Below are 25,941 nucleotides of genomic sequence, written 5' to 3'. Positions count from 1 at the left end.
CAGCTCACCGGGTTGCATGCGGCGCGAGCAGGCCGAAATGCGCAGCGGAAAGCTGACATTGGGCCGTGTAGCGAGTAAGAAGGAAGAACAGAGATGGCGAATATGCGGTCTACTGGTGATGGGAGATCGGCCTCGGCACGCAAACGCGTGCTGGCGCCGATCGTGCAGGAGTCCACACCTGCGATCATCGCCCGGAAGTTGCATGAGGCCATCGCCAACGGTAGTTTTCCGCCTGGTTCGCAGTTGACGGAATCGGGTCTGGCGGCCGACCTCGGGGTCAGCCGTGGTCCGTTGCGCGAGGCGATGCAGCGGCTCACCGCAGAGGGTCTGCTGGTGAGCCACCGCAACCGGGGTCTGTTCGTCGTCTCGATGGACGATGACGACATACGCGACATGTACATAGCACGCACCGCCGTCGAACGGGCCGCGATCGAGCAGGTCATCTCCGCCGATGACCCGGAATCGGTTGCGGCCCTCAATGGTGCGGTGGCCATGATGCGCGAGTGCGTCGATGATCCGAACGGTGAAGCCATGGCCGAAGCGGATATGCGGTTCCATCAGCGATTGGTGGAAGCCGCAGGTAGTCAGCGTCTTTCGCGGCTGCACGAGACGATCCGCGTGGAGACGCGAATGTGTCTGCGGGCCATGCGAGGAACGTACGCCTCGGGAAAGGAACGAATCGACGAACACCAGGCATTGGTGGACGCCATCGCGGCAGGAGATCCGCAGGCGGCCGACGTGCTGATGATCGAACACATGAGGGATGGGCTGCACCGCTTGATCGGTGACGTCGTGGGCGGACAGGAGGGGTCCGGGTCCACTGCGGGGATCGCGTTGTAGGGCAACGCGATCGACATCGCCCTCGAGATCATCGCCCACCGATGTGAGTCAGCCCGACGACACTGGCCCCGACTCCACCAGGAAGGCACAGATGGCTACGGCAAACTCCTCGGCAACATATGAGGATCTCGCGCCCGATCCGGAATCGCGCGAAGGAAAAGCGCTACTGCGCAAAGCGATCGCCGCATCGGCGATCGGCAACGCCACCGAGTGGTACGACTACGGCGTCTACGCCGCGACCACCACCTATCTCACCCACGCATTCTTTCCCGGTCATCTCGGCACGATCGGCACCATGCTCGGCTTCGCGATCTCGTTCGTGTTGCGTCCGCTCGGCGGCATGATCTGGGGACCGATCGGCGACCGGATCGGACGAAAGTCCGTGCTGGCGATGACTATCCTGCTCATCTCGGGGGCAACGGCACTGATCGGTGTGCTGCCCACGCATGCGGTGGCGGGGATCTGGGCGCCGATCCTGCTCATCGCGCTACGCGTGATCCAAGGGTTCTCGACCGGCGGCGAATACGGCGGTGCCGCAACGTTCATGGCCGAGTACGCCCCGGATCGCAAACGAGGCCGATTCGGCTCGTTCCTCGAATTCGGCACCCTCGCCGGCTTCTCGGCCGGCACCGCGATCGTGCTGCTGCTCGAACTGCTACTCAGTGACGATCAGATGCAGACGTGGGGCTGGCGCATCCCATTCCTGATCGCGCTGCCGATGGGTCTCATCGGTCTGTACCTGCGCTCGCAGATGGAGGACACCCCGGTCTTCCAGGAACTCGAGCAGGACAACGAGATCAAGGGCACGGCGTGGACCAGGTTCAAGGATCTCCTCTCGAACTACTGGCAGCCGATCCTGACCATGTTCGGCATGGTGATCGCGTTGAACGTCGTCAACTACACCCTGCTCGCCTACCAACCCACCTACCTCAAGAGCACGATCGGGTTGTCGGAGTCGTCGGGCTCGACCGTCGTGCTCATCGGTCAGCTCGCGATGATGGTCGCGATCCCGTTCTTCGGCGCGTGGTCGGATCGGACCGGCCGAAAACCGATGTGGTGGGGCTCGCTGATCGGCCTCTTCGTACTCGCGCTACCGCTGTACTGGCTGATGGGTCAGGGATTCGCCTGGGCCATCATCGGATTCGTCGTCCTCGGATTGCTCTACATCCCGCAGCTCGCCACGATCTCGGCGACCTTCCCGGCGATGTTCCCCACCCAGGTGCGCTACGCGGGGTTCGCCATCTCCTACAACGTCGCCACCGCAGCCTTCGGTGGCACCGCTCCGCTGGTCAACGACGCCGTCGTCGGCGATACCGGCTGGCTGCTGTTCCCGGCCATCTACATGATGGGCGCGTGTGCCATCGGCATGATCGCGATGGTGTTCCTCAAGGAGACCGCGGGCTGCTCGATCCGCGGCACCGAGATCCCGGAGCGGACCGAGGATTTCGCGGTAGCCGACGAAAACGCGGGGGTGCGCAGCTGACGGCCGCGGTGTGATGTGTTGAACGCGGGTGGTGCGCCACCCGCATTCACCATTTCGGTGGGCGGTTTCAGGCCGAGTGGCGTGGGGCCATCAACGCCAGCGTGACCAGCCATTCCGTCAGCATCGCGGCGACGCGTCCTTGCTCGAGATCGTCCCACACCCAGCGGACCACCATGACGCCCATGCGTCGCAGAGTGTCCTCACGCTTCTTCTCCCGGATCACCGCGTCGGCGGGCTGTTCGCCCGGGCGAAGGTACTTCATGTACTTGATCCTGCCGTCGAACTCGCCGACCAGCTTCCCGGCCCAGTCGAAATCGGTGCGTGCCACGAATCGTCGGTCATCGTCGAAGAACTCGTGCTGCTGCCGGGGTGTGGGTAGTCCGGCCTCGATCATGACGGCGTGGCTCCAGGCCTCGCCGGGATTCTCCGCCTCTCCGTTGGCATGGTGCAGGGCCCGCCGTGCGACGGCGACGCCGCGCCGTTGGGTGCGCAGGATCTCGACCATGGTGGAGCGGTCGGCGCCGGCGCGGAGTGCCGAATTGAAGATGGCGAAGGCGCCGGGGAAACCCATCGACGACGTACACGCGACGTCGACCGCCGTTCGTTCGATGGTCGCGACGTCGATCCCGTCGACGGTGGTCATCTGTTCGTCGGGGATGGTGCCGACGTGGTCGTGTCGGGTGGACGTACGGGAGCCGTTGACCGCTTTTCCGGTAGTGGTGTGCAAGCGCTGAAGGTTGGGCTTGAGCATGGGAAGGCGGTGGAGCGTGGCGGCGGACTGATGGCTGGGCACCGCCGTGCCGAACCGCCCGAACTGGTGCGTTGCGATGACTGCCAGACGGTGCATCTCGGCGCGTGAGCGATCGGCGGTGGTCACAAAGGCGCCCCGCACCAGTGGCACGATGGCCCCGGACCGGCGAGCCTTACGGAGTTCGTCGTCGGTGAAGCCTGCGGCGATGCACGCGTGTCGATAAACGATGCCGTGCTCGTCTGTGGGAAGTGATGTCATGCAAGGTTGGACGCACCAAGCGGCCGAAAGGCTCCATCGAAATTTTCGCTGGTCGAGTTGGCGAACGCGGTTGGTGTACCAGCGGCGTTTGCCAACTGACCCCGCGTTCGCACATTCATGGGGCGTTCAGGCGCGCGGGCCGAGGAGGGTCAGGGCCATCTGGGTGTATGCCCTTGCGGCCGTGACCACGTCGGCGATCCGGACGGTCTCGTCGGGCTGGTGGGCCTGGGTGTTGATGTCGCCGGGACCGCAGACGACGGCCGGGATGCCGAGGTCGCGGCTGACGAAGCCGCCGTCGCAGGCGGCGCTCCATCCGCCCACGGAGGTGGCGACGCCGAGGCTCTCGAGTGCGCCGACAGCCGTGGCGACGAGGCGGTGATCGGCGGGTGTTTCGAAGCCGGGCATCTCCATGGTGACCCGCACATCGACGCCGATGCCGTCGGAATCGATGCCCGCCTTGGTGATTCGGGCACGTAACGCGTCGGCGACGCCGTCGGCGGTCTCGTCGGGCATCAGCCTGCGGTCGATGCCGAGCGCGGCCATCGGGGCGACGACGGAGATGCCCTGCCCGCCGGAGATGGTGCCGACATTCCATGTCCCAGAACCCAGTAGGCCGTCGGCACGGGCGGTCATCGCCTCGTGGTCGGCGCGAATGAGCTCGACGATCGCGGCGGCGGCGTAGATGGCGCTGCGGCCGTCGTCGGGGCGTCCGGAGTGCGCGGCGCGGCCGGTCACGTCGATCTCGATGTAGGACGCGCCGCGGCAGCCGCGGACCACGGTGAGATCGGTCGGCTCGGCCACCACACACCCCAGGAACTCGCCGGGATGATCGGTGACGAGATCACGCACGCCGCTGCCGTGTTCCTCCTCGTCGACGGTGCACACCAGCTGCACCGGACCGGTGAGCTCGATGCCGGAGGACGCCAGGGCCGACATGGCGGTCACGATCGCGGCGAGCCCGCCCTTCATGTCGGTGGTGCCGCGGCCGATGATCGATCCGTCGACGACGCGCGCACGGTAGGGGTCGCCGGTCCAGCCCGGGCCCGCGGGCACGACGTCGGAGTGCCCGAGGAACATCAGACCCGGGCCGTTGCCGCCGGGCAGGGTGGCGACGAGATTCGGCCGGCCGAGTGCGACCTCGTGCGTGCCGACCACGAACCCGGCGTTCTGACACGCCTTTTCGAGGACGGCGACGGCCTGTGCCTCGGTGCCGCCGGGGTTCTCGCTGGGCGCCTGCACCAGCGCGACCGTCAGATCGGTGATCTCGTCGGCGTCGATGGGCAGGGCGTCGGTCGGCAGGGGTCCGGGTGCACCGTTCACCCGGCCATCTTCTCAAGACTGCCGGTCAGGCGTCGGATGCCCTCCTCGATTCGCTCGGGAGTGCTCGAGGCGAAGCACAAACGCAACGCATTGCGGAAGCGTCCACCCGGGGACAGTGCCGGGCCGGGAATGAAGGCGACGCCGTCGGCCAAGGCCACCTCGAACAGTTCGCGGGTGTCGATCTCGGCGAACTCGCCCTGCAAGGTCAGCCACAGGAAGAAGCCGCCGTCGGGGTTGGTGGTGGTGACGCGTTCACCCAGATGACGCCCGATGGAGTCGAGCATCGCGTCCTTGCGCGCCCGGTAGAGGGTGCGCAGTGAGGCGAGGTGATCGGTCAGGCCGCCGCGCGAGATGTATTCGGCGACGATGTGCTGATTGGGGACGTTGGTGCAGGTGTCCATGGCCTGTTTGCCGTTGATCAGCAGTTGCCGCAGCGACGGGTCGGCGTCGACCCAGCCGACCCGCCAGCCCGGCGCGAGGATCTTGGAGAAGGTGCGCACCGAGAACACCAGCGGATCGGCGGGCGAGAGGGTCTGGAAGGTGGGGATGTCCTCGCCGGCGAAGCGCAGGAGCCCGTACGGGTCGTCGTCGATGATCACCGCACCCCAATGGTGGGCCAGTCGCAGAAGTTCTCTGCGGCGCTCCTCGGACAGCGTGACGCCCGACGGATTCTGGAACGTCGGGATCGTGTAGATCGCCTTGGGCGTGCGGCGGGTGCGGGCGACGAGGTTGACGAGGGTGTCGACCTGCATGCCGTCGTCGTCGACCGGCACCTCGAGCAGTTGCGCACCGTAGGACAGCGCCGTGGCGCTGCCGTTGGTGTAGGTGGGCGACTCGACGACGACGAGGTCACCGGGATCGACGAACAGCTTGGACGCCAAGTCGAGGCCCTGCATGCCCCCGGTGGTGATGACGAGCCGGTCGTGGCTCGACGGGTCCGGGGTGGTGGCGAGGTAGTCGACGAGCAACTGCAGCAGTCGTGGTTCGCCCTCGGTGGCGCCGTAGGTGAACGAGGTGTTGTCGAGGATCGCCCCGGCGATCTCCCGGAACTCGTCGGCGGGCACCGCCTCGTCGGCGGGGGAGCCCATCGCGAATCGCACGATGTCGTGGCTCTGTGCCGCCAGCAGCGAGGTCGAGGAGTCGATCATCGACCCGACGAGATCCTTGGCGCGCCCGGCGAGTGGGATAGTGGGGGTCGAGTGCGCAGCGCCGGGGTGTGTGGTGGCGGGGTGGATGGTGGTCATGTCCTCACCTCATTTCTGGATCAGTTCGCGGGGGAAACTCGTGAAGGTCTCCACACCGGTCGGGCTGACGCGCACCGACTCGGACAGCTCGAAACCGTAGTTGTCCATCCACATTCCGCAGATGATGTGGAAGGTCATGTTGGTCTCCAGGATCGCTTCGTCCTCGGTGCGGATGCTGATGGTGCGTTCGCCCCAATCCGGTGGATAGCCGATACCGATGGAATAGCCCAGCCGGGACGGCTTTTCGAGGCCGTACTTGGCGAGGGTCCAGTTCCAGGTGGAGGCGAGCTCGCGGGTCGGCACCCCTGGACGGATCGCGTCGAGCACATTGTTCAAGCCCTCGGCGGTGGCCTGGGCGACGTAATCCAGATCGTTGGACGGCTTGCCCAGCGCGACGGTCCGAGCGAGTGGGCAGTGATATCTGTTGTGTGCGCCGGTCAATTCGATGACGACGGCCTCGTTCTCGACGAATGTTCCCTGATTCCAGGTGAGATGCGGGGTGTCGGCGGCCGCGCCGGTCGGCATCATCGGCACGATGGCCGGGTAGTCGCCACCGAACTCCTCGGTGCCGGTGATCTGCGCCTGGGAGATGACTGCGGCCGCATCGCATTGCCGCACACCGACATCGATGGTGTCGATCGCCGCGCGCATCGCCTCCGAGCACACCATCCCGGCCTGCCGCATCAGCTGGATCTCGGCGTCGGACTTGACCGACCGGACCCAGTTGACCAGCTCGAAGCCGTCGACGAGTTTCCACTCCGGGATCGCGTTGTACAGCGCCCGATAGGCTTTCGGTGTGAAATAGTGCGAATCCATCTCCAGGCCGACCGAGCCGGCCTTGGACGCCGGGGCGATGAGGTGGCGTTGCCGCAGTGCCCACGCGACCCAGTCGAACGGGTGGACGTGCGGCCGGTGGACGTAGCTCTCCGGGTAGCCGACGATCTGCTCCTCGGGAAGCCACGTGGTGCGGTGTGCGCCATGGGCATCCATCTCGCGGGCGAAGAAGACCATGTCGCCCTCGATGGGCACGAACAGCATCTGCGGCGTGTAGAACGACCACGCGTTGTAGCCGATGAGATAGAAGAGATTCGCGGGCTCGGTGACGATGAGTGCCGAAAGACCTTGCAGATCCATCGCTTCACGCACCCGGGTCAGCCTCCGCTCGTATTCGCTGTCGGTGAACAGCTGCGCGCCGAGGTACATTCATCGCCTCCTTCGTGGCGTCGTGGCCTCTCCTGGTTCGGCCGGTGGGTGTTAGTGCCGGCGGACCGGGCTGGAGGTGTATTTGACGTCGAGGAACTCCTCGATGCCCAGCCGACCACCTTCGCGACCCAGGCCCGACTGTTTGATCCCGCCGAACGGTGCCGCCGGGTTGGAGACCAGCCCGGTGTTGAGACCGACCATCCCGACCTCGAGGGCATCGGCGAGATCGGACAGCCTGTCGGCGTTCTCACTGCAAACGTAACCGACAAGTCCCCACGGCGTGGAGTTGGCGAGGGAGAGGACCTTCTGATCTGCGTCGATACCGTTGCCGTCGAAGGGGATCAGGGCCGCGACCGGACCGAAGATCTCGGTGTGCACGAGGTCGGAATCGGGATCGACCTCGGTCAGCACGGTCGGCAGGTAGAAGTGCCCGGCGCCGTCGACGCGGGCACCGCCGCAGCGCACCTGGGCGCCACGGCCGACGGCGTCGGCGACGAGACGTTCGACCTTGGCCACGGCCTTCTCCTCCACGAGCGGGCCGACGGTGGTGCCCTCGACTGCGCCGTCACCCACGGTCAGGGCGCTCATCCGGTCGGTGAGCGCGTCGGCGAACTCGTCGAACACGCTGCGGTGTACGAAGATCCGGTTCGCGGCGGTACACGCCTGTCCCATGTTGCGCATCTTCGCGACCATCACCGCGTCGACGGCGCGGGAGACGTCGGCGTCGTCGCACACGATGAACGGGGCGTTGCCGCCCAACTCCATCGACGTGCGCATGACGTGCTCGGCGGCCTGGGCGATGAGCAGCTTGCCGACCTCGGTCGAGCCGGTGAAACTGACCTTGCGGGCCAGACCCGACGCCATCCACGCCCCGACGACGGCCCCGGGATCGGAGGTGGTGACGACGTTGAGGACACCGTCGGGCAGACCTGCCTCGCGCAGCACGTCGGCGAGCAACAGCGACGTCAACGGGGTGAGCTCGGCGGGTTTGAACACCATCGTGCAGCCGGCCGCGACGGCCGGCCCGATCTTGCGGGTTCCCATGGCCAGCGGGAAGTTCCACGGCGTGATCAGGACGCACGGACCGACCGGGCGGCGGGTGACAACGATCCGGTTACCGCCGTCGCCGGTGGTGGTGGCGTCGCCGCCGATACGCACCGCTTCCTCGGCGAACCAACGGAAGAACTCGGCGCCGTAGGCGACCTCACCCCGCGCCTCGGCCAACGGCTTACCCATCTCCGCGGTCATCACCGCGGCGAACTCGTCGGTGCGGTCGATGATGAGTTGGTAAGCACGATAAAGGATCTCGCTGCGCGCGCGGGGACTCGTCGCGGCCCACCGTGCCTGCGTGTCGGCGGCGACCCGCACCGCGGCCAGCGCGTCGTCGGCTCCGGCGTCGGCGACAGACGCCAGGATCTCGCCGGTGGCCGGGTTCTCCACATCGAACCGCCGGCCCGATGCCGCAGGCTGCCAATGGCCGTCGATGAGGAGGTCGGTGTGGATGCCCCTGAGGGGCGGGACGGTGCGGGATTCGGTGGTGGTCATGCGGAACCTCCGTGGGTGTCGGGCGCTGTCGGCTGGGGTGCGAGGAGTTCGGCGAGGTGGATACCGGTGGCGTTGATCAATGGGTCGGTGGCGGTGAGGTGCTCGACGCTCATCGCGCAACTGAATCCGTCGGTCACGACCGGCGTGGTGGCGTGGGCGCGCAGCGCCGGTGCGAGGGCGTGCTCGGCAACGGCGACACTGACGTCGTAGTGGCCGCGTTCGAATCCGAAGTTGCCTGCCACACCGCAGCATCCGTCGGCGGTGCGGACCTGTACGCCGAGCCGGGACAGTACCTGTGCACCGGTGCGGGCGCCGAACGTCGCGTACTCGTGGCAGTGGGTTTGCAGCGTGACCGCCGCAGGGAGACCGGTGGGTGCGAACCCGGCGTCGAGGAGGTGTCCGACGATCGAGGCGACGCTGTGCACACGCGCGGACACCCGTCGGGCCGCGGCGGTGTCGACGAGGTCGGGAAGATCCTTGCGCAAGGCTGCGGCGCAACTCGGTTCGGGGACCACGATCGGCCGGTCGGTGCCGTCGTCGAGGATCTCGGCGGTGTGCGCGAGTGTCTTTCGGGCCCGGGACAGTTGCCCGGTCGAGATCCAGGTGAGTCCGCAGCAGGCGTCGCTGCGGCAGCCGACGCTGTCTCCGGTGGCGCCGAGCAGCCGTGCGGTGGCGGTCGCGACCTGCGGTCGGAAGGCTCGGGTGAAGGTATCGACAAACAAGACCGTGTCGGTGGTGTCGGTGACCGCGGGCAGCGGGGCGAGGTGAGTACGCACCTCGCGACGGGCGGCGAAGGCGGGCATCGCACGGCGAGCGTCGAGACCGCCGAGCCGAGCTGCCATGCGGCGCAACGACGGTACGCTCATCGACCGATTGATCAGCGGTGCCGCCGCGGTCGCGAGCGGTAGCCACGCCGGCATCCAGCCGAGGGAGTAGTGCGAGGCCGGGCGGAGTCGTCGGTGGTAGTGGTGGTCGAGGAACTCCGATTTGTACGTCGCCATGTCGACGCCCGTCGGGCAGTCGGTGGAACACGCCTTGCACGACAGGCACAGGTCCAGGGCGTCGGCGACATCGGTGGATCGCCAACCGGATTCGACGGTCGGTACGGTGCGGACCATCTCCTGCAGTACGCGGGCCCGACCACGGGTGGAGTCCTTCTCGTCGCGGGTGGCCCGATAGCTCGGACACATGACGCCGCCGGACGAGGTACGGCACCGGCCCACCCCGATGCAGCCCTGCACGGAATGAATGAAGGAGTCCAACGATCCCGTGGGGGTCGAGCCTTGTTGGGTGACCGAACCGGCATCGATCCACGCCCGATTCGGCACCTCGGCGAGAGCGAGATCGGCGGTGATCGGTGCCGGCTCGACGACGGCTGTCGGGTTGAGGAGCCCGGACGGATCCCAGAGTCGTTTGAAATCGTCGAAGGCGCGCAACATCTCCGGTGAATACATGATCGGCAACAACTCCGAACGTGCTCGCCCGTCACCGTGCTCACCCGACAGCGATCCGCCGTGGGATACCACCAGATGTGCTGCATCCGTACAGAATCGGCGCATGACCGCGCGGCCCTCGTGGGTGCGTAGATCGAAGGTGATGCGCACGTGCATACACCCGGCGCCGAAGTGTCCGTACATGACTCCGGTGAGGCCATGCTCGTCGAGAAGTCGCTCGAAGTCGACGAGGTAGTCGGCAAGGCGATCGGGTGCGACGGCGGCATCTTCCCATCCGGGCCACGACTCATGGGTGTGATCCTCGGTGATCAGGCGGGCCGAGAGTCCCGCGCCGTCCTCGCGGACCCGCCACAGCGATGACCGCACCGTGGGGTCGGAGACGACGGTCGCGTCCACCATGCGGCCGGCGGCACGCAACTCGGCGAGCAGGCGATCGATGGTGGCGGGTACGTCGACCGCCGATTGTGCTGCCGCGCTGGTGTCGTCGAGATCGATGAACAGCCATGCGTCACCGTCGGGAAGTCCGGCGACCGTCTCCGGTCCGCGTCGGGCGGCCATGGTGGTGACGATCTTGCGGTCGATTCCCTCGATCGCCGAGGGCTCGAACGGCAGGATGGCCGGCACGTCGCGTGCGGCGTCGGCGGCGGAGCGATAGCCGACACAGAGCAGTAGCTGTGAGGTCGGCACGGGTACCAGACGAACGACGGCCGAGGTGACGATCGCGCAGCCGCCCTCGCTGCCGACCAGCGCACGGGCGACGTCGAAACCGTGCTCCGGCAACAGGTGTGACAGGTGATACCCCGACACCTGGCGCGGAATGGTATCGAGGTCGGTGCGCAGGATCGCGAGGTTGCGGCCGACGAGATCGCGCAGTGCCGCGGTGAGTTCGGTTGCGCGGGAATCGGACTCGGCGTCGTCGGGCTCGGTGGCCTGCACCCCGGTGCGGGTGGCGGTGAGGCGTAGACCGTCGGAGGTCACCAGATGCAGTGCCTCGACATGATCGCTGGTGCGTCCGTGGCGAACCGAATGATTGCCGCAGGCGTCGTTGCCGATAGCACCGCCCAGGGTGGCGCGTGACGCCGACGACGGGTCGGGGGCGAAGGTCAGCCGACCGTCGGTGCGGGTGCGCACCTGCGCGGCGAGTTCGGTGAGAATGACCCCGGCATCGGCGGTGACCGTGCGTGCGTCGGCGTCGACGACGCCGACGGTTCGCATGTGTCGGGACAGGTCGATGACGATGCCGGCGCCGATCGCGTTGCCCGCCATGGAGGTTCCGCCGCCACGGGCGATGATCGGCACCCCGTGGCGGTGGCACAGCCGTGCGGTGAGTGCGACCTCGTCAGCATTGCGGGGGAACACCACCGCCAGCGGAGGTACCCGATAGTTGGAGGCGTCGTAGGAGTATTCCGCGCGCCGGCGGGTCGAGGCGTCGACGAGCAGATCGTGGGCGGTCAGGTCGTCGAGGAGTGCGCCGGCCGCGTCGTCGGTATCGAGATCCGGGCCCAGTGCTTGTTGCGACACACTCGTCATGAGCTGATCATGCGCCGAGAACCGAGTGCACCGCAGCGCCGAAGCGTTCGATGCCGAGCGCGATCTCGTCGGCGGTGACGACGAGTGCAGGGATCAGGCGCACGACGTTGCCGGCCGGGCCGCAGGTCAGGGTCAGCAACCCGTGGGCCGTCGTGGCGCGCTGAACCGCAAGTGCGGTAGCGGCGTCGGGCATGCAGCGGTCACCGACGCGGGTGACGAATTCGATACCGATCATCAGCCCGAGTCCGCGGACGTCGCCGACGGCGTCGAGTCCGGTGGTCACCTCGCGGATGCCGGCGAGGAGTTGTTCCCCGCGGATGGCGGCGTTGTCGACGAGGTTTTCCTCGGCGATCACGTCGAGGGTGGCGATCGCGGCTGCCGCGGCCACAGCGTTGCCACCGTAGGTGCCGCCCTGCGAGCCCGGCCAGGCCTTGGTCATCAGCTCGGTGGGTGCGGCGATCGCCGAGATCGGGAAACCGGAGGCGAGTCCCTTGGCGGTGATCAGGATGTCGGGGCTGATCGGGGCATGCTGGTGGCCCCAGAACCGTCCGGTGCGACCGAAGCCGGCCTGGACCTCGTCGAGGATCAGTAGGATGCCGTGGCGATCGGCGCGCTCGCGTAGTCCGGCGAGAAACCTTGGGGGACTGGGAAGATAGCCGCCGTCGCCGAGGACAGGTTCGATGAGGAAGGCGGCGGTGTCGTCGGGTGCCACGCGTGAGGTGAGCAGGTAGTCGAGTTCGGTGAGGGCGAAGTCGACGGCGGTCTCGGTGTCCCAGCCGTAGCGGTAGGCGTAGGGGAACGGGGCCATGTGGACCCCGCCCATCAGTGGGGAGAAGCCTGCGGAGAACCGGGTGCCCGCGGTGGTGAGGCTGGCTGCGGCGACGGTGCGTCCGTGAAAACCGCCTTGGAAGACAACGATATTGGGCCGCGCGGTGGCCATCCGGGCCAGGCGGATCGCGGCCTCGACGGCCTCCGACCCGGAGTTCGCGTAGAACACCGAGTCGAGGCCGAGTGGGAGTACCCCGCCGAGTTTCGCCGTCAACTCGAGCAACGGCGGATGCATGACCGTCGTGTACTGGGCGTGAATGACCTTGGCGCACTGCTCCTGAGCGGCGGAAACCACCCGCGGATGGCAATGGCCGGTGCTGGTGACCCCGATGCCGGTGGTGAAGTCGAGGTAGGACTGGCCGTCGGTCCCGTGCACCCACGAGCCCTGCGCGTGATCGACGATCACCGGCGTGGCCTGTTTGAGGATGGGGGACAGGGTCGCGGTCTGGGTGAGGTGTTCGACGGCGGTCATGGGACCACGGTGACGGCCAATCGTCGGATTGTCAACAATTGGACAGCGTCGCCGGAGGTGTGGCCGGTGGTGACGTCAGGCGTTACGCGCGTCGCGCCAGGCGACCAGATCGCGGATGGGTCCGGGATCCCAGGTCGGGGCCTCGAGTCCGACGGTGAAGATCCGCGTACCGACGGCGTACAACTTCTCCGCCGACGCCGGGTAGTCGTCGAGATCCTCGGGGAAGCGTCCCGGCTTCGGGCTCACCCCGGCCGAGCGCACGATCTCAGCGGGATCGCGCCCGATCCGGGCGCACCAGTCGTCGAGCACCCGGTGCTTGTGGGCAATGGTCTCGGCGTCACCGAAGCCGTGCCAGATGTCGGCGTGCTGCGCGGCGATCCGCAGGGTCACCTTCTCGCCGCCACCGCCGATGAGGATGGGGATTCTGCGGGTGGGCGCAGGATTCAGCAGGCCCCAGCGCTCGCGGATCACCGGTAGATCGTCGTCGAGGGTCCGTAAACGTTGTGCCACCGTGCCGAATTCGAAGCCGTAGGAGGTGTAGTCGCGCTCGAACCAGCCGGCGCCGATGCCGAGGACCAACCGGCCCGCACCGTCGCGCGCACTGATGTGGTCGACGGTGCGTGCCATGTCGGCCAACAGGTTCGGGTTCCGGTAACCCACGGAGGAGACCAGAACGCCCAACTCGACGCGGTCGGTCGATTCGGCCCAGGCCGCCAGTGTGGTCCAGGCCTCGAAGTGGCGGCCGTCGGGATCACCGGACAGCGGAAAGAAATGATCCCACGTGAGGAGCATGTCGGCGCCGAGTTCCTCGACCAACGCCGCGGCACGACGCAGATCGGCGAACGATGCGTGCTGGGGCTTGACCTGAACGGCGATGCGCGCCCGCTGTGTCATGAGGACCAGCCTAGGGGTCTCGGCCGACACTGGTGCCCAGGCCGGGTTGCCCAGCCGGGTTGCCCAGCCGCGTTGTTCAGACGGGTGGTGCTCAGACGGTGGTGTTCAGACAGGGGTGCCGGCGTCGACGGGAGCCGGCTCCGCCGGCGAGCGGACCGCCCGGAACGTCCAGAGCTTGTTGACGATGAAGTTGATCGGCATCGTGATGACGATCGTGATGATCTGCGCCCAGTACTCACGGGAGTGCAGCCCGGCCGCCTCATGGAAGAACGACGACGAGAGGTAGAGCGGTGAGGTGGGGTTGGTGAAGCCCACCTTCAGGAACAGTCCGACGATCGCGGCGACACTGCCCACCGCGAGGAACGGCCAGAATTCCGACCACCACGTCGCATGCCGGGAACTCTTGAAGGTCCACGACCGATTGAGCTGGAAGTTGACGAAGTTGGCCACGAGGAACCCGACGATCCACACCAGCACGGTGAAACGCACGTTGTAGGCCGAACCCGGAATATGCCAGATCACATTGAACGCGTTGGCGGTACCGCCATGCGCCTTGTTCATCAGGACCGCGACGAGCATGTTGACGACGACCCCGGATGCGCCCACGATGCCGAAACGGGCGAATTGCCCGAGATTTCTCACATGGGTTGCATATTTGTCGTCCAGCGTCGCGATCACCTAGGGCAATATACGCCACCGAATTCCCGAACCCTGAATTGTGATCTGGGACACACGGGATACGGAAGTGGCTGGTACTCCGCGGCGATGGATAGTGCAGGTTGTGTCGAACTCACATTTCGCCGGGGTCATTATCGATCTCGGCAAGTGATGCGCTGAGCAATTCGAGGGCGGTAAGTGTGGCGTGCCATTGATCGGATCCGAGGCGCGCGGCGATGCGGGTGGCTGCGGCGCGGTGCTGCGGGTTGATGTCGTTGATCGCAGCGAGTCCGGCGTCGGTGGGGGCCACCAGCTTTGCGCGCGCATGTGCCGGATTCGTGTGATATTCGACGAGCCCCTCCGTGGCCAGGAGGTCGGCGGTGCGCTGCACGCTCTGGCGCGTGATGCCCATGGCGCGGGCGATGTCGGAGACGGTCAACGGGCCCGGCAGTACCGCCCCGAGGACCTGCCACCGTGTTGCGGTGAGCCCGGCCGGCCGGGCGAGTTGTTCGGCGAGAGCAAGGAACTGGCCATTGAGCCGGAATGCGGCGAGCGCACTTCGGCTCAGTAGTTCCTGAGACGTCGGATGATCGGTCACTGCTGTCCCAGGGCGAGGAATCCGGCCGGATCGTGATGCGCATAGAGCCGATACCACGCGTCGAGCACGGCGTCGTCGTAAACACCCAAGCGGGCGAACACCTCTCGTGCGAACTCGATGGGCGCCACCGCGCCTGCCGTGATGACCTCGCGGTCGGTGACGGCCGCTACGTCGAGGTACCGGTCGGCTCCGCAGTAACCGGTGGCCGCGAGCTGTTGCGGTGCATTGCTGGTGTGCGCGCGGTCGTCGAGTAGCCCGCCCCTCGCGAGTCCGACTGTGGCACCACAGATTGCGGCGACCGGAATCCCGGCGTCGAGAAACCGTCGGGCGGCGTCGATGAATTCGTCGTTCCCGCTGTCCCACGTCTGTGCGCCCGGAACTACGAGCATCGCGCTCGCGGCCGGATCGACATCGTCGAGTGTGATGTCGGGGGTGATCGTGACACCGCCGAGCGTGGTGATCGGATCGGCGGTCGCGCCCACGGTCTCGATCCGGAATTCGCCCGGCGTGCGCTGGAATTCGGGGTTGTTGACGCCGGCGGCGAGATAGCCGTACTCCCAGTCGGCGAGGGTGTCGTACACGGCGAGGTGGACGGTCTGCATGGGTGCTCCCTGTCGATGAGGTCCGGTCGATGAGGTCCGGCTTCCCCGGCCCACACCCACTATGACAGCATCGTGTCAATATGACAACAGGCTGTCATCACAGCGGTGCTCGCCGCTACGTTGGAGCCATGGCAACCGGAGACACCGAGGTCCGTCCCGTGATCGCCCTACTGGGCTCGCCGGACGTTCCGCCGCCGACCGATCTCGCGGCGCTCGAGGCCATTGCCGACATCCGGCACACGACCGCCGACGAACTCGGCTCGGCGCTGCCGGGCGCCGATGTGCTGGTGGTGTGGGACTTCTTCTCGCGCGCACTGCGGGACAACTGGGCCCAGGCCGACGCGCTGCGGTGGGTGCACGTGTGCGCGGCCGGGGTGGATTCGCTGCTGTTCGACGAGCTGACCGACTCCGATGTGGTGGTGACCAACGCCCACGGCGTCTTCGATCGACCCATCGCGGAATTCGTCCTCGCCTCGATCCTGGCCCGCGACAAACTCTTGCACGAATCGATGCGCCTACAGGCGCGTCGTGAGTGGCGCTGGCGGGAGACGCGCTCGACCACCGGTACGTCGGCCCTGGTCATCGGTACCGGTGGCATCGGCCGGGAGATCGCTCGGCTGCTGCGCGCGGTCGGAATCGAGGTCACCGGTGCCGGACGACGGGCTCGGGACCACGACCCCGACTTCGGCGTGGTCCACGAGACCGCACAACTGGCCGAGTACGTCGGCGGGTTCGACACGGTCGTCGCGATCGCCCCGCTGACCGCGGCGACGCGCGCCATGATCGACGCCGAGGTGCTCGCGGCGATGCGCACCGACGCCCATCTGATCAACGTGGGGCGCGGCGACCTCGTCGACGAACCGGCGTTGATCGAGGCGCTGCAGACGGGCGAGATCGGTGCGGTATCGCTCGATGTGTTCGTCACCGAACCCCTGCCCGCCGACAGCCCGCTGTGGGGGATGGACAACGTCGCGATCTCGGCGCATCTCAGCGGTGACGTCGTCGGATGGCGGGATGTGCTGAGCGCGCAGATCCTCGATAACCTGCGGCGATACGTCGGCGCCGGTGATGACGACCTCGAAACGCACCTCGACAACGTCGTCGACAAGGCCCGGGGGTACGTCGTGCGGCGCGATCCGCACACACCCTGAAGTAGTCTGTAGCGCGATGACCATCGTCTATTTCGTGATCGCCGCCATTGCCTTGGCCGGGGCGGTGGCCCTGCTGTGGCTCGATCGCCGCCGTTCCTCGGTCACGAGGCACCAGCGCGCGATCTGGGGTGACGAGCACGACTTCAAGTTCCGCGAGACCGACACCAAGCTCCGTACGGTGTTCCGCCGCGCCACCATGAACGTGCCCGACACCGTCGCCGTGGAGAACGTGGCCTACGGGCACTACGGGGGCGCCGAGGCAGTTGTCTTCGACCTCTCCGAGACCGCCACGGTGATCGCGGTCCGCCGGTCGACCCCGTCCGCCGTGGTCGTCGACCTGCGGCACGAGGACGTCCTCGCCCCCGCCGAAGAGGACGTGGAACTGCTCGGCGCGATGGGCCCGCGCGTGATGTTCTCCAACAATCTCGACGCCGCCCGCCGCGTGTGTGACCGGCGCATGGTCGCGCTGGCCAACAAGGCCCCGGCCTACGTCGAGGTGCTGTGGAACGAGGGCAACTGGGCGCTGGGGTCGCTACCGCTGACCGACGACGCCACCGAACTCGACACCGGACTGGAGGTCGTGCGGCGCTTCGCCGACCTGCTGCGGGTGCTGCCGCCGCTGCGTGAGCCGCAGGACGCCCCCGACCCGCGCGATCCGCACGGTCCGACCCGCGCCGAGCTGGCCGACGAGAAGACCGAGAACATGCGCGACAAGAACCGGCGCGCACGCATGGAGGCCGCAGGTCGAGACAGGGTGGAGCGTGACGGTACGGGCTCCGACGCCGCGGTGCCGACCGCGTTGCGCAAGCCGGCCGAGGTGGCACCGCGGCCGCGACGTGCCGCCCCGCCTGCCGAAGGCCGTTCGGCTCCGGCCGATCCCCGGCCCGCCGGCCGTCCGATGGCACCGATGCCGGTGCGCGGCAAGGCAACTCGACCGCCGGAGCTCGACGACGACGTCGATCTCGACGACGACGATGTCGCGCCGCCGACGCGACAGGCACGGACCGGTCCGAGTGAAATGCCCTCGCGACGGAACCGTCACCGCCGCAACTGATCACACGACCGACCCGTCGGGGCCGGTGCCCGATCCGCGAGAAGAGAGCGAGTTCTGTAGTGTCCGCAGCGATTCCGTCCGTCGATACCGCCGATCGAGAGGTCCTCGCCGAACTGGTCAAAGAACTCTCGGTGGTGCACGGCAAGGTGACGCTCTCGTCGGGCAAAGAAGCCGACTATTACGTCGATCTGCGCCGGGCGACGCTGCACCATCAGGCCTCGCCGCTGATCGGCACGCTCATGCGTCAACTCACCGCCGACTGGGAATACGACGCCGTCGGCGGACTCACCCTGGGCGCGGACCCGGTGGCGACGTCGATCATGCATGCCGGTGGCCGTGCCATTGATGCCTTCGTGGTGCGCAAGGCCGCCAAAACCCATGGGATGCAACGTCGGATCGAGGGCCCCGACATCTCCGGGCGCCGCGTGCTGGTCGTCGAGGACACCTCGACCACCGGGGCGTCACCGTCGACCGCGGTCGAGGCGGCACGCGAAGCCGGCGCGACGGTGATCGGGGTGGCGACCGTTGTCGATCGAGATACCGGCGCCGATGAGGTCATCGAGGCGCTCGGCGTGCCCTACCGGTCGCTGTTGACGCTGGCCGATCTCGGCCTCGCCTGAGGCGTGTCAGACGACGACCCGCAGCCGACCGCCGACGAGCCAGGTCCGACGGAGTGGCAGTTCGGGTCGGCGCCGGCGGTCGGGGTGGGGCCCTGGGCGGCCGAGCACGACGGTCCGCCGCCGGATGACCCGCGCTACGACGCGCACCTGCTGGCAGCAGGCGACACCCGTAATGTCGTTGACGCCTACCGATATTGGACGCGCGAAGCGATCGTCGCCGACATCGACTCCCGGCGGCATCCACTGCATGTGGCCATCGAGAACTTCGCCCACGACGCCAACATCGGCACCGTGGTGCGCACCGCCAACGCCTTTGCGGTGGCCGCGGTGCACATCGTCGGACGTCGACGGTGGAATCGCCGCGGCGCCATGGTGACCGACCGCTATCAACACCTCGAACACCACGACACCGTCGCCGACCTGATCGCGTGGGCGCGCGAAAAGAATCTGAAGGTCGTCGCCGTCGACAACACCCCCGGCGCGCAGCCGTTGGAGACCGCCGAACTACCGCGCGAATGCGTGCTGCTCTTCGGTCAGGAGGGGCCGGGCGTCAGCGCGGATGCGCAGGAGCAGGCCGATCTGACCGTCTCGATCGCACAGTTCGGCTCCACCCGCAGCATCAACGCCGGGGTGGCTGCGGGAATTGCCATGCACGCGTGGATTCGTCAGCACGCCGACCTCGGGCAGGCCTGGTAGTCGCACTCGGCTGAGCTGCCCGGCGTGGGTGACGGTGCGGCGAATGCGACGTGAACAGCCGCCCCCGCCTTGCCCGGAGAGTCGGACATCAGTCAGAGTGATGGCCATGTCGTTGCGTGTGCGCTCGGTCCTGCTCTCGATGTTCGCGGTGCTCCTGATGCTCGGGGCGCCCGTTGCGCACGCGGCACCGGCACCGGCCACCGCGCCCGCGGGATTCTCCACCGCGCAGCTCGTCGGTCCGTTCGCCTCCGACGTCCCGCCGGGCGGAACGTATCTCCCCGAGCTCGACGGCTTCGCGGCGCTGCGCGCCCAGCGGCCCGACCTCATGAAGCAGAACCTCGCAAAGGTGGTGTCGGTCAACAACTCCGCGACACCGGCCCAGCAGGCCGACGCCGTTGCGATCAACTACGACGACCGGATCGTCTCCCTGTCGCAGGCGTTGGGCACCAAGGTCGGTACCGCGTTCCGGCAGCTGTTGGCCGCGGGCAAACTGCCCAAGGTCGCGCAGTTGGTCAAGGGTGACACCGCGCGTGCCGGAATCCCGTTGCAGACCACGCTGATCGAGAAGCAGTACTACAACAATCCGCGGCCCTTCGTCGTCGCGCCCGCGCAGATCAAGCGCTACAACCGGCCCGGGTCGGATCTCTACGGCGACCTCGCCGGCAACGGCTCGTACCCGTCCGGCCACTCCAGCCAGGCGTTTTGGCAGGGTGCGCTGCTGGCCTACTGGCTGCCCGAGGCCGGACCGCAGATCCTCGCCCAGTCCGGCCACATCGGACTCAGTCGCATGGTGCTCGGCGTGCACTATCCGCTCGATGTGATGGGCGGACGGATCATGGGTCTGACCGTCGCCTCCGAGCGGCTCTCCGATCCCGCATTCGCCCGGCTCGTCGACGCCGCCGGTGATCAGTTGCGCGAGCAGCTCCGAACCGCGCTCGGTGAGCCGGTGGCCCGGGCGCTCGCCGACGACCCGACCGTGGCCTCGACGTCGCAGGCGGTGTCCAATGCCCAGGAGCTGATGACATTCGGATTCCCGCGGATCTCCCCGAACCAGGTGAACGCCATCCCGGCGCAGGCCGCGGCGCTCCTGCGCTCGCGATTCCCGCACCTCAGTGACGCCGCGCGCCTCGACATCCTGCGACGCACCGCCATTCCCGCCGGCTATCCGCTGGATCAGGCCGGTGTCAACGGGGGATGGGTGCGCATCGACCTGGCCGCGGCGTACGCGGTGAGCGGGTAGCGTCTGACCGCCGGCACCGTCGACTCAGACGGTGTCGGTCCGCCGGTCGTCGGCGGGTGCTGCTGTGACGTCGGCGGCGGCGACGTCTGGGACCGGGGCGCGCTTGGCGGCCCGGCGCCTGCGATACCACTCGATGAGCATCGGTGCGATCGACAGGATGACGATCAGGATGAAAATCGGCTCGATGAGCTTCTGGATGAATTCGAACCGTCCGAGCCAGTAGCCGAGCAATACGATGCCCGCACCCCAGACGATCGCGCCGACCACGTTGTAGACGGCGAACACCGCCCACTTCATCCGCGCGGCGCCGGCGACGATCGGGGCGAGCGTGCGCACGATCGGCACGAAGCGAGCCAAGAAGATGGTGATCGGTCCGTGCTTCTCGAAGAACTCGTTGGCCTCGACGAGGTAACGCTCCTTGAGGAACCGGGCGTCGGGCTTGAACATCTCGGTACCGATGAAGCGGCCGATCCAGTAGCCGATCTGACCGCCGATGATCGCCGCGATCGGGACGAAGACGAGCAGCTGCCACAGCGAGGCGAACTTGTCGATGCCCTCGGTGCCCCCGGCACCCGCGGCGACGACCATGCCGGCCACGAACAGCAGCGAGTCGCCCGGCAACACCGGGAACAGGACGCCGGATTCGATGAGGATCACCAGGAGCAGACCCCAGAACGCCCAGGCGCCGAACCAGCTGAGCACGTTGATGGGGTCGAGGATGCCCGGCAGCGCGACCACGGTGGTGGTGGTGTGGGCAAGTGCGGAGTCGATCACGGGTCACCAGGCTACGCGGGCAGCCTGAGGGTTAGCCAGATGGATGCTGGCGGGTCGGTGTGTGGCGTGGGGCCGGACCGGGGACGGGTGGTGCGGTCAGGAGTGGTCGGCCGGCGTGGGTGAGGCCACCGGCTCCTCGACGATCGCCCGACGCGAGCGCAGAACCCGCTTGGCGACCTCGGAGATGATCGGCAGCACCGAGACGAACACGATCAGCAGGAAGATGTAGTCGACGTTGTCGCGGATGAACGCGATCTGGCCGAGGAAATACCCGAGCAGCGTCACGCCGGCACCCCACAGGATCGCGCCGACGACGTTGTAGGTGAGGAAGATCGAGTACCGCATCTTCGCCGCACCGGCGACGAGCGGGGCATAGGTCCGCACGATCGGGACGAAGCGCGCCAACACGATGGTGATCGGACCGTGCTTCTCGAAGAACTCGTGTGCCTCGACGATGTACTTCTCCTTCAGCACCTTCGCGTTCGGCCGGAACAGGGAGTATCCGAGGCGATTGCCGATGAGATAACCGACCTGGTCACCGAGGAAGGCGGCGATCGGGATGGTCACCAGCAGCACCCACAGTGGAGCGAACGGCTCGATGTCGGCGGACTTCGCGGCGACGATCAGCCCCGCGGTGAACAGCAGCGAGTCGCCGGGTAGCAGCGGGAACAGCAGGCCGGACTCGATGAAGATGACCAGCAGCAAGCCCGCGAGAATCCATGTGCCGAACGAGTTGAGCAGGTTGACCGGATCGAGGAACCCCGGAAGCAGGGCCAGATTTGTCGTGTTTGCGGCAAATGCGAATTCGGTCACGGGTCCCGAGGGTACCTGTCGGAGGCGAGCGTTCGCAGAACCTGCCGGTCGGCGACCCTCGGACGCCGCTGCGCGCGGTGTGAGCGACCTTGCCATACTGAACAGGAGTGACCCGACTCGAAGCGTGAAACCTTATCCGGTTGGAGGACGTGAAATGCCCATTGCAACCCCCGAGCAGTACGCCGAGATGTTCCAGAAGGCAAAGGAGGGTGGCTACGCGTTCCCGGCGATCAACTGCACGTCGTCGTCGACGATCAATGCGGCCATCAAAGGCTTCGCGGACGCCGGCAGCGACGGCATCATCCAGTTCTCGACCGGCGGCGCGGAATTCGGCTCGGGTCTCGGCGTCAAGGACATGGTGACCGGTGCGGTCGCGCTGGCTGAGTTCGCCCACGTCGTCGCCGCAAAGTACGACGTGACGATCGCCCTGCACACCGACCACTGCCCCAAGGACAAGCTCGACACCTACGTCCGGCCGCTGCTCGCGATCAGCCAGGAGCGCGTCGACGCGGGCAAGGATCCGCTGTTCCAGTCGCACATGTGGGACGGGTCGGCGGTCCCGATCGACGAGAACCTCGAGATCGCGCAGGAACTGCTGGCCAAGGCCGCCGCAGCCAAGATCATCCTGGAGATCGAGATCGGCGTCGTCGGCGGTGAGGAGGACGGCGTCGAGGCCGCGATCGACGACAAGCTGTTCACCACCCCCGAGGACTTCGAGAAGACCGTCGCCGCGCTCGGCGTCGGCGAGAAGGGCAAGTACCTGCTGGCTGCCACGTTCGGCAACGTCCACGGTGTGTACAAGCCCGGCAACGTGAAGCTGCGTCCCGACGTGCTGAACACCGGCCAGGAAGTGGCGACCAAGACGCTCGGCCTGGCCGACGGCTCCAAGCCGTTCGACTTCGTCTTCCACGGCGGCTCCGGCTCGCTGAAGAGCGAGATCGACGAGGCCCTGAGCTACGGCGTCGTCAAGATGAACGTCGACACCGACACCCAGTACGCCTACACGCGTCCGGTGGCCGGCCACATGTTCAGCAATTACGACGGCGTGCTGAAGGTCGACGGCGACGTGGGCAACAAGAAGACCTACGACCCGCGCGTGTGGAGCAAGAAGGCAGAGACCTCGATGAGCGAGCGCGTCGTCGAGGCCTGCACCGACCTCAAGTCGGTGGGTAAGTCGATCAGCGCCTGAAGTAGTTGAACGCTCTCCGGTGAGCATCCCCGGGGGTGTCGGCGGCGGCGTCCGGTGAATCCGGGCGCCGCCGTTGTGCTTTCGTCCCCGCCGACGGCGCTCTGGTGGGCGCTGTGGGCGTGGGGGGACAGCGCTGTCGGCGCGCTCGGGTGTGACCTCAGAGAGTGAGGATGCCGACGAGAACAGCGACCGCGAGCAGGACCATCACGATCGCCGCACCGATGACCATCGGGTCGGGGCGACGATGTCGGTGGGCCCGACTCTGTGCGTCGTGGCCCGACGAGGAGTGCGATGACGAGGACCGTGTCGACGAGGACCGTGTCGACGAGGACCGTGTCGACGAGGACCGTGTCGACGAGGCGCGTGAGGAGTCGGGCCGCGCTGAGCCGGGCCGCGACGTCGCGCTCCGGGTTGCGTCGGGTGTCGGCGGCTGCGCGTAGGCGTGTGGGCCGGCGTGTGCAGCAGGTGTCTGCGGCGCGACGGGGCCCCGTGGCGGAGGGGCCTGCATCCTGCGCGGGTTCGGTTCCCCCGGCACCGGTGGCGCGGGAGTGACGAGGGGCTCGGTGGCGTGTGTGAAGACGCTGTCCGCCTCCGCCGGGGGCGGCCCCCAGTCGGCTGCCGGTGCCGCGGGAAATCCCGAATTCTGTTGTGGTGCAGGTCGATCAGCGTGATGTGCGCCGGGTACGGGAGGTCGGCCGTTGGGGACCGCCGGGCGCACTCCCATCGGCAGCGGCGGACGGTCGGGAGGCGGCGCCGGACGTTGGTGGCGACCTTGACCGTCGAATGGTCGAGTGGGCATCGCGTCGGCGCCGGCGTGGTCCGCCGGCGGATCACCCGCGGTGCGCTCGTCGGTCACTGCTGGTCGCAGACCTTCCAGTTGTCGCCCTGCTTTTGCAGGTTGATCGCGACGCGTTGCGGCTGGTTGGGCGTACTCGTATTGACGGCCGTCACCTCGACCAGCGCGGTGTTGCCATCGACGCGGACGGCGTTGATGCTCTCCACCTTGACCAGCTCGTTGCGGGCTTTCTGCGACTGGTAGAGCTTGGTCCAGTCGCCGTCCTGCATGTTCTGGTAGTAGGCGAGTTTGTTGCCGCAGGTGACGTTGCGCAATGTCTGCAGGTCGCCGTTGTACACCGCGTTGCCATAGGTCTTCGCGGCGTCGGCGGCCGCGTCCTCGGGTGCTTGCGGTCGCAGCTGGAAGTACGCGAAGACGCCGATGACGATCGCGGCAACGACGACGATCGCGGCGACCACCGAAATCAGGATGCCCGTCCGACGGCGGCCGCCGCCCGACTTCGCCGGCTTCGGCTGCTTCTCCTGATCACCGGGGATGACCTGCGGCTGGTGGGCCGTGGTCGACCAGCCCTGGGTGGCAGCGGTTCCGGTCGCGGCGGCTGCGCCTGCGGCGACAGCACCTGCTCCGGCCGCCGCGGCGGGCTTGGTGAGGATCTGGGTCTTCGAGTCGTCCGCCGGGACCTGATCGGCCCCAGTCTCGTTGGCCCCAGTCTCGTCGGCGGGGGTCTCGGTGGCAGTGTCCGGTGCGGCCGGTGCTGCCGGCAGCTTGGCGGTCTCGGCCTCGCTGGACTCGGCGTCGGCGGGAATCTCGTCCCACTCGTCGTCTGCCTCAGCGGTCTCGGCTTCTTCGGCGTCGACCTTGTCGGCGACGTCCTCGTCGATGAGCGCCTCGTCCGCATCGGCCTCGGCGACGTGCTCCTCGGTCTGGTCGGAGTCGGCCTCGGTCTCGGTCTCTGGCACGATTTCTTCGCCTGCCGACTCCGCAACCTCGGCGGCAGGCTCCTCGGCCTCGGGGGTCTCGGCGTCGGGGGTCTCGGAAGCAGGGGTCTCGACGGTGGAGTCCTCGGAAGCTGCGGCCTCGGAGTCGGTGTTCTCGGACTGGGTGTTCTCGGACTCGGTGTCTTCCGAGTCGGCGGCCTCGCTCACCTCGGCATCCGGCGTGGCCGGTTCGTCGGAGTCTGGCGCGACGGGTTCGGCTACGGCCTGCTCGGCGGCTGGGTCTTCGGTGTCCGGGGCAGCGGTCGCAGCGTCATCTGCCGCGTCGGACTCGGGCCGGTCGGCTTCGCTCGTGTCGGCGACTGTGTCGGTGCCGTCGGTGTCGGCGTCGTCTTTGTCCGAGGACGTTGCCGCGACCGCTGCGGCGGTACCGGCGGCAGCGGCACCTGCCGCGGCGACGGTGGCCGCGGCCTTGTGGTCGCCGTCGGAATCGGTCCCGTCGGAGTCGGTCTTGTCCGAGCTGGTCTCGTCGGCGGGAGTCTCGTCGGTATTCTCGGAGCCGGTCTCCTCGGAGTCGCCCTTCCCCGTGTCCTCTGCCTCGGCTGCTCCGGCTGCTTCGACGGGTGCCGACGCGGTGTCGGAGTCCTCGTCGGGACGACTGTCGTCGGACTGCTCGGCGGCCGCCTCCGCGGGCACCGAATCGGTGGTGTTCTCCGCACCTGCCGCGCTTTGTTCGGCCGCGTCTTCCGAGTCGGAAGTCGCAGCGCTCTCGTCCCGTGCACCGCCGTAGGGGTCGACGTTCTCGAGATCCTCGAGGTCGGCGGCGTCGGGAAGGTTGGATCGGCTGATGACCTTGGTCGCCGAGTCGATGCCACGTCCCCCGCGCGGCCTCGGGTGTTCGGTCACCTTGTCTCCTGTATCCGTGGTGTCGGCCGAATCCGGCGAGGTGGTGTCTGCATTACTACCGTCGGCGCTGCTCTGGTCATCCGGTCGC

General features: G+C 67.5%; 23 protein-coding genes. 9 read left to right on the top strand and 14 right to left on the bottom strand.

The features are described from left to right. Nucleotides 1-93: 93 nt before the first annotated feature. Both AC5ZH6_RS23420 and AC5ZH6_RS23415 read left to right on the top strand, forming a co-directional pair. Nucleotides 94-840, top strand: a complete 747-nt coding sequence (locus tag AC5ZH6_RS23420) for a GntR family transcriptional regulator (RefSeq protein WP_006371846.1) — start codon at nucleotides 94-96, stop codon at nucleotides 838-840. Nucleotides 841-931: 91 nt separating this feature from the next. Beyond that, nucleotides 932-2,323, top strand: coding sequence for an MFS transporter (locus AC5ZH6_RS23415; RefSeq protein ID WP_006371847.1), 1,392 nt, complete (start codon nucleotides 932-934; stop codon nucleotides 2,321-2,323). Between the two features lie 67 nt (nucleotides 2,324-2,390). Here AC5ZH6_RS23415 and AC5ZH6_RS23410 read toward each other — a convergent pair whose 3' ends face one another. The 11 genes from AC5ZH6_RS23410 to AC5ZH6_RS23360 form a co-directional block, all read right to left on the bottom strand. Then, on the bottom strand, nucleotides 2,391-3,332 hold the full coding sequence (locus AC5ZH6_RS23410; RefSeq protein ID WP_006371848.1) for a hypothetical protein: 942 nt from the start codon (nucleotides 3,330-3,332) through the stop codon (nucleotides 2,391-2,393). Between the two features lie 126 nt (nucleotides 3,333-3,458). Further along, the gene (locus AC5ZH6_RS23405; RefSeq protein WP_006371849.1) at nucleotides 3,459-4,652 is read right to left on the bottom strand and encodes a M20 family metallopeptidase; all 1,194 of its coding nucleotides are present in this window, start codon (nucleotides 4,650-4,652) and stop codon (nucleotides 3,459-3,461) included. After that, complete coding sequence (locus AC5ZH6_RS23400) at nucleotides 4,649-5,896, bottom strand: aminotransferase-like domain-containing protein (RefSeq protein WP_288337480.1); 1,248 nt, start codon at nucleotides 5,894-5,896, stop codon at nucleotides 4,649-4,651. Before AC5ZH6_RS23400 ends, AC5ZH6_RS23405 begins: the two co-directional genes overlap by 4 nt. A gap of 9 nt (nucleotides 5,897-5,905) precedes the next feature. Then, nucleotides 5,906-7,099 (bottom strand): M24 family metallopeptidase, encoded by a 1,194-nt coding sequence (locus tag AC5ZH6_RS23395; protein WP_211543584.1) that lies wholly within the window; start codon nucleotides 7,097-7,099, stop codon nucleotides 5,906-5,908. Between the two features lie 51 nt (nucleotides 7,100-7,150). Further along, nucleotides 7,151-8,644, bottom strand: coding sequence for an NAD-dependent succinate-semialdehyde dehydrogenase (locus tag AC5ZH6_RS23390; protein WP_288337481.1), 1,494 nt, complete (start codon nucleotides 8,642-8,644; stop codon nucleotides 7,151-7,153). Then, nucleotides 8,641-11,628, bottom strand: coding sequence for an FAD-binding and (Fe-S)-binding domain-containing protein (locus AC5ZH6_RS23385; RefSeq protein ID WP_288337482.1), 2,988 nt, complete (start codon nucleotides 11,626-11,628; stop codon nucleotides 8,641-8,643). The genes AC5ZH6_RS23390 and AC5ZH6_RS23385 overlap by 4 nt, the downstream gene beginning before the upstream one ends. A gap of 7 nt (nucleotides 11,629-11,635) precedes the next feature. Beyond that, nucleotides 11,636-12,928 (bottom strand): aspartate aminotransferase family protein, encoded by a 1,293-nt coding sequence (locus AC5ZH6_RS23380; protein ID WP_006371862.1) that lies wholly within the window; start codon nucleotides 12,926-12,928, stop codon nucleotides 11,636-11,638. A 75-nt stretch (nucleotides 12,929-13,003) separates the two neighbouring features. Continuing rightward, entirely contained in the window at nucleotides 13,004-13,822 is an 819-nt protein-coding gene (locus AC5ZH6_RS23375; RefSeq protein WP_035728604.1) for an LLM class F420-dependent oxidoreductase, read from the bottom strand. 105 nt (nucleotides 13,823-13,927) lie between these two features. Then, nucleotides 13,928-14,500 carry a GtrA family protein gene (locus AC5ZH6_RS23370; protein WP_006371864.1) on the bottom strand — a complete coding sequence of 191 codons (573 nt, stop codon included), beginning with the start codon at nucleotides 14,498-14,500 and terminating at the stop codon, nucleotides 13,928-13,930. Between the two features lie 112 nt (nucleotides 14,501-14,612). Beyond that, complete coding sequence (locus tag AC5ZH6_RS23365) at nucleotides 14,613-15,077, bottom strand: MarR family winged helix-turn-helix transcriptional regulator (protein WP_006371865.1); 465 nt, start codon at nucleotides 15,075-15,077, stop codon at nucleotides 14,613-14,615. After that, a complete protein-coding gene (locus tag AC5ZH6_RS23360; RefSeq protein WP_006371866.1) occupies nucleotides 15,074-15,679 on the bottom strand; it encodes a DJ-1/PfpI family protein in 606 nt (201 codons plus the stop codon). The genes AC5ZH6_RS23365 and AC5ZH6_RS23360 overlap by 4 nt, the downstream gene beginning before the upstream one ends. 128 nt (nucleotides 15,680-15,807) lie before the next feature. Between AC5ZH6_RS23360 and AC5ZH6_RS23355 the strand changes: the two genes are divergently transcribed. From AC5ZH6_RS23355 to AC5ZH6_RS23335, 5 genes are all read left to right on the top strand, one after another. Further along, nucleotides 15,808-16,830 (top strand): D-2-hydroxyacid dehydrogenase, encoded by a 1,023-nt coding sequence (locus AC5ZH6_RS23355; protein WP_006371867.1) that lies wholly within the window; start codon nucleotides 15,808-15,810, stop codon nucleotides 16,828-16,830. Nucleotides 16,831-16,846: 16 nt separating this feature from the next. Further along, the gene (locus tag AC5ZH6_RS23350; RefSeq protein WP_006371868.1) at nucleotides 16,847-17,884 is read left to right on the top strand and encodes a TtfA family protein; all 1,038 of its coding nucleotides are present in this window, start codon (nucleotides 16,847-16,849) and stop codon (nucleotides 17,882-17,884) included. A 59-nt stretch (nucleotides 17,885-17,943) separates the two neighbouring features. Then, nucleotides 17,944-18,504: an orotate phosphoribosyltransferase gene (gene pyrE / locus AC5ZH6_RS23345; protein ID WP_006371869.1), complete on the top strand. Its 561-nt coding sequence runs from the start codon at nucleotides 17,944-17,946 to the stop codon at nucleotides 18,502-18,504. A 3-nt stretch (nucleotides 18,505-18,507) separates the two neighbouring features. Then, complete coding sequence (locus AC5ZH6_RS23340; RefSeq protein WP_006371870.1) at nucleotides 18,508-19,200, top strand: TrmH family RNA methyltransferase; 693 nt, start codon at nucleotides 18,508-18,510, stop codon at nucleotides 19,198-19,200. 97 nt (nucleotides 19,201-19,297) lie between these two features. Then, nucleotides 19,298-20,440, top strand: a complete 1,143-nt coding sequence (locus AC5ZH6_RS23335) for a phosphatase PAP2 family protein (RefSeq protein ID WP_035728606.1) — start codon at nucleotides 19,298-19,300, stop codon at nucleotides 20,438-20,440. Between the two features lie 24 nt (nucleotides 20,441-20,464). On the opposite strand, the gene AC5ZH6_RS23330 is transcribed toward AC5ZH6_RS23335, so the two are convergent. Both AC5ZH6_RS23330 and AC5ZH6_RS23325 read right to left on the bottom strand, forming a co-directional pair. Next, nucleotides 20,465-21,214 carry a DedA family protein gene (locus AC5ZH6_RS23330; protein WP_006371872.1) on the bottom strand — a complete coding sequence of 250 codons (750 nt, stop codon included), beginning with the start codon at nucleotides 21,212-21,214 and terminating at the stop codon, nucleotides 20,465-20,467. Nucleotides 21,215-21,310: 96 nt separating this feature from the next. Next, nucleotides 21,311-22,027, bottom strand: coding sequence for a VTT domain-containing protein (locus tag AC5ZH6_RS23325; protein ID WP_006371873.1), 717 nt, complete (start codon nucleotides 22,025-22,027; stop codon nucleotides 21,311-21,313). A 154-nt stretch (nucleotides 22,028-22,181) separates the two neighbouring features. On the opposite strand from AC5ZH6_RS23325, the gene fbaA reads away from it, so the two are divergent. Together fbaA and AC5ZH6_RS23315 are read left to right on the top strand one after the other, a co-directional pair. After that, nucleotides 22,182-23,216: a class II fructose-bisphosphate aldolase gene (gene fbaA / locus AC5ZH6_RS23320; RefSeq protein WP_006371874.1), complete on the top strand. Its 1,035-nt coding sequence runs from the start codon at nucleotides 22,182-22,184 to the stop codon at nucleotides 23,214-23,216. Nucleotides 23,217-23,386: 170 nt separating this feature from the next. After that, complete coding sequence (locus AC5ZH6_RS23315; protein WP_035728608.1) at nucleotides 23,387-23,656, top strand: hypothetical protein; 270 nt, start codon at nucleotides 23,387-23,389, stop codon at nucleotides 23,654-23,656. Between the two features lie 412 nt (nucleotides 23,657-24,068). On the opposite strand, the gene AC5ZH6_RS23310 is transcribed toward AC5ZH6_RS23315, so the two are convergent. Further along, the gene (locus AC5ZH6_RS23310; protein ID WP_006371876.1) at nucleotides 24,069-25,853 is read right to left on the bottom strand and encodes an Rv0361 family membrane protein; all 1,785 of its coding nucleotides are present in this window, start codon (nucleotides 25,851-25,853) and stop codon (nucleotides 24,069-24,071) included. Nucleotides 25,854-25,941 lie beyond the last annotated feature (88 nt).

This window comes from Gordonia sp. YC-XJ4 (genome assembly GCF_059511865.1).
The sequence above is the reverse complement of the archived record's forward strand: the minus strand, read 5'-3'. Positions and strand labels throughout refer to the sequence as shown.